6 protein-coding genes are annotated in these 6,185 nt (G+C 74.9%); 5 read left to right on the top strand and 1 reads right to left on the bottom strand.

Annotated features, from left to right (window positions below):
* Positions 1-80: 80 nt before the first annotated feature.
* The 5 genes from AC529_RS01350 to AC529_RS01330 all read left to right on the top strand — a co-directional run bounded on the left by AC529_RS01350 (position 81) and on the right by AC529_RS01330 (position 5,122).
* The gene (locus AC529_RS01350; RefSeq protein ID WP_068753103.1) at positions 81-623 is read left to right on the top strand and encodes a hypothetical protein; all 543 of its coding nucleotides are present in this window, start codon (positions 81-83) and stop codon (positions 621-623) included.
* On the top strand, positions 620-1,771 hold the full coding sequence (locus AC529_RS01345) for an STM4014 family protein (protein WP_068753102.1): 1,152 nt from the start codon (positions 620-622) through the stop codon (positions 1,769-1,771). Before AC529_RS01350 ends, AC529_RS01345 begins: the two co-directional genes overlap by 4 nt.
* A gap of 254 nt (positions 1,772-2,025) precedes the next feature.
* Positions 2,026-2,844, top strand: coding sequence for an STM4013/SEN3800 family hydrolase (locus AC529_RS01340; RefSeq protein WP_068753101.1), 819 nt, complete (start codon positions 2,026-2,028; stop codon positions 2,842-2,844).
* A 50-nt stretch (positions 2,845-2,894) separates the two neighbouring features.
* On the top strand, positions 2,895-4,238 hold the full coding sequence (locus AC529_RS01335) for an STM4012 family radical SAM protein (RefSeq protein ID WP_068753100.1): 1,344 nt from the start codon (positions 2,895-2,897) through the stop codon (positions 4,236-4,238).
* Entirely contained in the window at positions 4,235-5,122 is an 888-nt protein-coding gene (locus tag AC529_RS01330; protein ID WP_068753099.1) for an STM4011 family radical SAM protein, read from the top strand. Before AC529_RS01335 ends, AC529_RS01330 begins: the two co-directional genes overlap by 4 nt.
* On the opposite strand, the gene AC529_RS01325 is transcribed toward AC529_RS01330, so the two are convergent.
* Positions 5,119-6,051 carry a 3-methyladenine DNA glycosylase gene (locus AC529_RS01325; protein ID WP_068753098.1) on the bottom strand — a complete coding sequence of 311 codons (933 nt, stop codon included), beginning with the start codon at positions 6,049-6,051 and terminating at the stop codon, positions 5,119-5,121. The genes AC529_RS01330 and AC529_RS01325 overlap by 4 nt on opposite strands.
* Positions 6,052-6,185: the final 134 nt, after the last annotated feature.

Raw genomic sequence — 6,185 nt, 5'->3', positions numbered from 1 at the left:
CCCGGGCCCCAGGGGGGGTGGGGGGGGGCGGGGGGCGTTGGCCCGCTGCTGGCCTGGCCCCCCGCCTGGAGGAGCTGTGGGTGCGCGGCGGCAGCGGCCTGGAGTTCCCCGCCACCCGGCACGAGGCGCTGCGCAGGCTGGTCGTGCAGGCCGGCGGCCTGCCCGGGGTGCTCGCCTCGGACCTGCCCGCCCTGGAACACCTGGAACTGTGGTTCGGCGTCGAGGACTACGGCGGCACCACCGAGGTGGGCGACCTCGCCCCCCTCCTGGAGGGGAAGGCCTTCCCGAACCTGCGCAGCCTGGGGCTGCGCAACGCGGAGTGGGGCGACGACCTGGTCCGCCGCCTGGCCGACGCGCCCGTCACGCAGCGGGTGAAGGTGCTGGACCTGTCCGGCCACGTGCTCACCGAGCCGGGCGGCGAGGTGCTCGCCGCCGCCCCCGCCTTCCGCGGACTCGACCGCCTGGTCATGCGCTACCACTTCGTCCCCGAACCCGTCCTGGAGCGGATCCGCCAGGCGCTGTCCGGAGTCGCCCTCGACCTGGACGACCCCCAGGAACCCGACCACGACCTCGACGACGACGGCGCCGAGGTCCCCGTCTACTTCCCCGAGGTCACCGAATGAGCACCCCGCCCCTCGCCGTCGTCGCCGTTCCCGGCAGCCGCAGGCTGCGCCTGTTCACCGAGGCGGTGCGCGCCGCCGGACTGCCCGACCCGGTGCTCCTGCCCTGGCCGGAACTGGCCGCCGGGCACGTGCGGGTGCCCCCCGGCGCGCTGGTGCGCGTCGACTCCCCCGGGGAGGACCCCGAGACGGCGCGGCTGCTCAGCGGCCTCGACCAGGCCCCCGACCCCTACCGGGTGGAGGGCCGTGCGGCCTTCCACGCGGGCCTGCGCGCCGCCCTGGACCGGCTCGCCGAAACCGTGGCCGAAACCCCGGGAGCCCGGCTGCTCCAGGACCCCGACGACCTCGCCGTCATGTGCGACAAGCGGCGCTGCCACGCCCGGCTCGCCGCCGCCGGGGTCCCGGTGCCGCCCGCCCTGGACGGGCCGGTCGGCGACTACGCGGAGCTGCGCGCACGCATGGCCGAACGCGGCTGGGCCCGGGTGTTCGTCAAACCCGTGCACGGCTCCTCCGCCTCCGGGGTGGTGGCGCTGGCCGCCCGCCCCGACCGGGTGCACGCGGTCACCTCCGCCCACCTGGTGCGCACCCCCGCCGGGGTGGAGCTGTACAACAGCCTGCGCATCTGCACCTACACCGACGAGGCGGACGTGGCCGTGCTCGTCGACACGCTGTGCGCCGAAGGGGTGCACGTGGAACGCTGGCTGCCCAAGGCCGGACTGCACAACCGCACCATCGACCTGCGGGTGCTGGTCGTGGCGGGCCGCGCCACCCACGTGGTGGTGCGCGCCTCGAAGTCGCCCATGACCAACCTGCACCTGGGCAACGCCCGCGGCGACCTCGCCGCCCTGCGCGACCGGATGGGCGAGGCCGCCTGGCAGCGCGCGATGCGCACCGCCGAGGCCGCCGCCGCGTGCTTCCCCCGCACCCTGCACGCGGGGGTGGACCTGCTGGTCTCCCCCGACTGGCGCAGCAACGCGGTGTGCGAGGTCAACGCCTTCGGCGACCTGCTGCCCGGCATCCTGCACGAGGGCCGCGACACCTATGCCGAACAGGTCGACGCGGTGTACTCGGGCAGGTTCACCCCGGCCGGGCCGCCGGGCCGGACGACCGGCGGCAGGGCAGCAGAGGAGGCGGCGGTGGGCACGGACTGATCCACGCCCCGCCCCGTCCGGGGGCAGGCCACCCCCTACTGAGGAACCGCGAAGAAGAGTCTGCTCGCTGTCAAGTCCCCACGGCAAGCAGACCCGCACCCCCTGTGGACAACTCCGCGCGGCCCGCGCCCCGGCCGCACACCTCGCCGGGAGTGCGGCCCGCCCCGCGGGCGGACGGCGGCCCGGCCGCACCCGCCCGGACACCCCCAGACCCCGGCCCGCCCAGGGCCGCCCGACTCCCCACGGAGCAGCCGATGGACTCCCGACCCGACATGAACGAGGTGGTCGGCACCCACGACATCCTGCTGGTCACCCTCGACACCCTCCGCTACGACGTGGCGGCGCGCCTGCTCGCCGAGGGGCGCACCCCCAACCTCGCCGCGGTCCTGCCCGAGACGGGATGGGAGCGGCGGCACGCCCCCGCCAGCTTCACCTACCCCTCCCACCTGGCGATGCTCGCCGGCTTCCTGCCCACCCCGGCCGCCCCCGGCCCCCACCCCCGGCTGTTCGCGGCGGACTTCCCCGGCAGCGCCACCACCGACGAGCGGACCTGGACCTTCGACGCCCCCGATCTGCCCACCGCCCTCGCCCGCATCGGCTACCACACCGCGTGCGTGGGCGGCACCGGCTTCTTCAACCGGCTCTCCGCGCTCGGCTCGGTGCTCCCCGACCTGTTCGCCGAGAGCCACTGGGAGCCCTCCTTCGGCGTCGCCGACCCCGCCTCCTTCGAACACCAGGTGGCGCGCGCGGTCGACGTCATCGCGGCCACCCCCGCCGACCAGCCGCTGTTCCTGCTGGTGAACGTGTCCGCGCTGCACCAGCCCAACTGGTTCTACCTGCCCGGTGCCACCCGCGCCGACGGCGACTCCCCCGCCAGCCACGCCGCCGCCCTGGAGTACGTGGACCGGCACATCCCCGCCCTGTTCGACGCGGCCGCCTCGCGCCGCCCCTGCTTCACCATCGTCTGCTCCGACCACGGCACCGCCTACGGCGAGGACGGCTACACCGGCCACCGCCTCGGCCACGAGACGGTGTGGACGGTTCCCTACGCGCACTTCGTCCTGCGACGCTGACCTGCGCCGCCCGAGCCCGCCCGACCACCGCACAGAAGGACCGACGGCCCGTGACCCTCCTGTACAGCCACCCCGTAGCCGCGCCGCCCGCGGACTCGCCGTACCGCTCCTACGTCTACGGCTACCCGCACAAGACCGCCTACCGGCCGCTCGCCGACCCCCCGACCCTCGCCGACGTGTGGCGCGACGAGCCCACCGACGCCCTGTTCCTGTACTTCCACATCCCGTTCTGCGAGGTGCGCTGCGGGTTCTGCAACCTGTTCACCCGCGCCACGCCGCCCGCCGAACAGGTCACCGCCTACCTGGAGGCGCTCACCCGCCAGACCGCCGCGGTCGCCGAGGCGCTCGGCGGCAGGGCCCGCTTCGCCCGCGCCGCCCTCGGCGGCGGCACCCCCACCTACCTGACCGCCGACGAGCTGCACCGCCTCTACGACCTGGCCGACAACCTCCTCGGCGCGGACCTGGCGGCCATCCCCACCTCCGTGGAGACCTCCCCGGCCACCGCCACCCCCGACCGGCTGGCGGTGCTCGCCGCGCGCGGCGCCAGCCGGATCAGCATCGGCGTGCAGAGCTTCGTCGACGCCGAGGCGCACGCCGTGGGACGGCCGCAGCGCCGCGCCGACGTGGACCGCGCCCTCGCCGCGATCCGCACCCACGCCCCCGCGGCCCGCCTCAACATCGACCTCATCTACGGCATCGCCGGACAGACCCCCGACAGTTGGCGCTACTCCCTGGACGCCGCGCTGGAGCACCGGCCCGAGGAGATCTACCTGTACCCGCTGTACGTGCGCCCGCTCACCGGGCTCGGCAAGACCGGGCGCGCCTGGGACGACCAGCGCCTCGACCTGTACCGGCGGGGCCGCGACCACCTGCTGGAGCACGGCTACCGGCAGGTGTCCATGCGCATGTTCGAACGGGCCGACGCGCCGTCCGTGGACGGCCCCGCCTACTGCTGCCAGACCGACGGCATGGTCGGCCTGGGCTGCGGGGCCCGCTCCTACACCCGCGGACTGCACTACTCCTTCGACTACGCGGTGGGCATCACGGCGGTGCGCGCCATCCTCGACGACTACGTCTCCCGCGGGCCGGGCGGCTTCGACCGCGCCGAGGTCGGGTTCCGTCTCGACGACGACGAACGCCGCCGACGCCACCTGCTGCAATCGCTGCTCCAGGCCGACGGCGTGGACCCCGGCCTGTACCGGGCGCGGTTCGGCTCCGACCCGCGCACCGACTTCCCCGCCGAGTTCGCGCTGCTCGACGAGCGCGGCTGGGTCGCCGACGGCCCCGGCCCGGTGCGGCTCACCGAGGGCGGGCTCGCCCACTCCGACGCGGTCGGGCCGCTGTTCTTCTCCGAGCGCGTCAACCGGCTGATGGCGGAGTACGACGCGCGATGAGCCTGCCGCCCACCCTGACCCTGCTGTACCGGGGGCCGCTGGCCAGTTGCGACTACGACTGCCCGTACTGCCCGTTCGCGAAGCGGCGCGACACCCCCGAGCAGTTGCGCGCCGACCGCGCCGCCCTGGCCCGCTTCGTCGACTGGGTCGCCGCCCAGGCCGAGCAGAGCCCCGGCACGCGCCTGTCCGTGCTGTTCACCCCGTGGGGCGAAGGGCTGGTGCGGTCCTGGTACCGTGCCGCGATCGTCCGGCTCAGCCACCTGCCGCACGTCGAGCGGGTCGCCATCCAGACCAACCTGAGCGGCCGCGTCGAGTGGCTGGCCGACTGCGACCGCGCCACCGCGGCGCTGTGGACCACCTTCCACCCCACCCAGACGCCCTACGACCGGTTCCTCGCCAAGTGCCGCCGCCTGCGCGACCTGGGCGTCCGGTTCAGCGTGGGGATCGTCGGACTGCCCGAGCACCTGGCCCGGGCGCGCAGGCTCCGCGCCGACCTGCCCGACGACGTCTACCTGTGGGTGAACGCCGCCGAGGGCCGCACCTACACCGACGAGGAGGCCGCCGACTGGCAGGCCCTCGACCCCCTCTTCCCCTACAGCCGCCACCCGCACCCCAGCCGGGGGCTGCCGTGCCGCACCGGCGACACCGTCGTCTCCGTCTCCGGTGACGGCACGGTGCGCCGCTGCCACTTCCTCCCCACCGAGCTGGGCAACCTGTACGACGGCTCCTTCGCCAGGCGGCTGCGGCCCCGCCCGTGCCCGGCGGCGACGTGCGACTGCCACATCGGCTACGTCCACCTGGAGCCCCTCGGCCTGTACGAGGTGTTCCGCGGCGGGGTGCTGGAGCGCATCCCCGCGGGCTGGGGGAGCGGCGGGGCGCGCTAGCCGGCCGCGGGGCGCTCCACCGCCACGCCCAGCGCCGCGATCACCTCCAGCAACCGGTCCCGCAGCACCTGGCCGCGTTCGCTGAACACCCGCTGGGTGGCGGCGTACTCGGCCTTGCCCTCGGGGGTCTCGACGCACACCGGGGCGTACCCGTGCGCGGACAGGTCGTAGGGGGAGGCGCGCATGTCCAGCTCCCGCACGTCGCGCGCCAGCTCGAAGCAGTCCAGCAGCAGCTCGCCGGGGACGGCGGGGGAGAGCTTGTAGGCCCACTTGTAGCAGTCCATGGTGGCGTGCAGGCAGCCCGGCTGGTCGAGGGCGATCTGGGTGTCGCGGGTGGGCTGGAGCTGGTTGAGCGGGCGCGCCTCGGGGGTGAAGAAGCGGAACGCGTCGAAGTGCGAGCAGCGGATGCGGTGCGACTCCACCACCCGGTCCGTGGCCTCCGCGCCCAGCCGCAGCGGAAGCGCGTGCCGCCGCTCCTCGGGGGACTGCCGGTAGACCATCGCCCACTCGTGCAGTCCGAAGCAGCCGAAGTTCGCGCTGCGCGCCCGGACGGCCGACAGCAGGTCGGCGACGAACCGCAGCGCGCGCCCCCGGTCGGCGACGAAGGCCGCGACGTCCAGCTCCACGCCGGTGTGCGGCGTGCCCGAGGCGTCGGGGACCGTGACCGTGCGGTACCAGCGGCGGAACTCGGCGCGCGCCGACTCGCCCAGCAGCACCACCCCCGGACCCGGGTGCCAGCGGCGCAACTGGGCGGGGCGGTAGCTGTAGTAGGTGAACAGGAAACTCTCCACCGGCCGCGCGGCGGGGCGCTGGGCGCTGCGGACGAACTCCTCGGCGCGTTCGGCGTGCCGGGCGGCGCGCTCCCGCCACTCCTGTTCGGTGAGGACGGTGCGGGTCGCGGGGATCGGGGAAGGGGCGACGCTGTCCATGACAGCTCCAGGGTAGGACGTCGCGAACGCCGGATGTGTCCGGGGCTCGACGGGAGCGGCCACGGCCCCAGGTGGTGTGATCTGCGCCACTTGCTTTTTCGGGGAGGTGGCGCGAAGAAATCCGACAAACCGCG

It is taken from the genome of Thermobifida cellulosilytica TB100 (genome assembly GCF_001517975.1).
Lineage (GTDB): Bacteria > Actinomycetota > Actinomycetes > Streptosporangiales > Streptosporangiaceae > Thermobifida > Thermobifida cellulosilytica.
Note: the sequence above shows the minus strand (reverse complement) of the source record. Positions and strands in the feature narration are given on the sequence as shown.